This window comes from uncultured Lacinutrix sp. (genome assembly GCF_947500325.1).
GTDB lineage: Bacteria > Bacteroidota > Bacteroidia > Flavobacteriales > Flavobacteriaceae > Lacinutrix.
In genome coordinates this window covers 1-1,327 of record NZ_CANMRQ010000056.1, presented here as the reverse complement: position 1 = coordinate 1,327, position 1,327 = coordinate 1, and the positions used below count along the sequence as shown (strand labels likewise).

At 30.4% G+C, this 1,327-nt stretch carries 1 protein-coding gene; it reads right to left on the bottom strand.

Features of this window, described 5'->3' with window-relative positions; translation table 11 throughout:
• Window positions 1–206: 206 nt before the first annotated feature.
• The coding region (locus Q0997_RS20120; protein WP_299892493.1) for a cell division protein ZipA C-terminal FtsZ-binding domain-containing protein at window positions 207–1,327 on the bottom strand (1,121 nt) is incomplete at its 5' end.

The window sequence follows — 1,327 nt, the reverse complement described above, 5'->3', positions numbered from 1 at the left end:
CAACGGTTTGTGTATGAAACGTAGCGTGTAAAAAGATGCTAACTTTTCGGATAAACACAGAGCCGAATTTTTATATTTTGTTTTTAATTTTTTCTCTTTTAAAAAGCCAAATTTAAAATTTGGCGGTCTTTGTAAATAAGGATAAACCTTTCGATTAAGCACTTATTAGCTATGTTTTATACACCGTGTTGTGTGCCGTACTTATTTTAGTACAACATTAACGAATTATCAGAGCCTGGAATTATTCCGTTATCAGACATACTCTTGATTAATTCAGATAGTTGTATTAATTCCAATTGTTCATTAAAAGGCTCTCCGTTTCTATTTATGATTTGTCCTCCTAATCTTGTTTGACAATATTTTATAGAATTTACTAAAACTCTGTAAACATTTATTGGGTCAGCACTTCTAGGAATTGAAAATCCAAAAACTAAATTAGTAGGATTCATTTTACCTTTTTTTACTTGTTCAGGAAGAAAATAACCAGGCTCGGTTGAAGTCCAAACACTAAAATGTTGGTCAGACGCGTAATCAGAGTTATTATTCCAATGAAACAAATCTCCATCTCCCCATTTCAAACCTAAACTTAGTAAAACGTCCCAAACTTCTTTTCCGTTATATTTATTTTCGCTTTGAAGTCCTATCAGAATATCTTTATCAAATAGTTCATTTAACTTTACTAACTGTTTACTTTTTTCAATTGCGAATTCTTTTGATTCAGTTTCTTTAATCTCAAATTCTAATGAGTGGTTTTTCATCCTTTTTTTTAATTCAAGGATATATCTTTCTAACTTTTTTGGGTTGTAATTTATGTCTTCTTCATTAAAAACATCGAGAAAACCGATTGCTACTTGAATTTGGTTGAAAGTTTGTGGTGCGTCTCCCGCAAGAGCATAAGTCCATCTATTATCTTCTGGCGAATGTCCAAATATTGTTGAAGTAAAATTCTTTCTCCATTCTAAATCGAATAACTCATATAATTTTTCTTGTTTGATTATTGTTCCATTTGGAATCACTAAATCAATAATCCATTCTCTATTTGAATCAGGTTTATATTCAACTCTCTTTTCCTTGTTTTTAATTTCAGGAATTTTAAGTTGACTTTCGTCCAATATGTGAGATACATCTTCTGAAGCTTTATTAAGACCGAGTTTCTCAATTCTATCAGAACTTTGAGAAGCTGTAGAAATAAAGAAGTCATCTTGTTCAGGGTTAGATTTTTTTTCTTTTACAAAGAAGAAAAGAATTCCTATTATTATAATCCCAATTATTATATATGTCATTTTATTCATTTGGTTCGAGGGTTTCTCGGTATTGCACACAACGT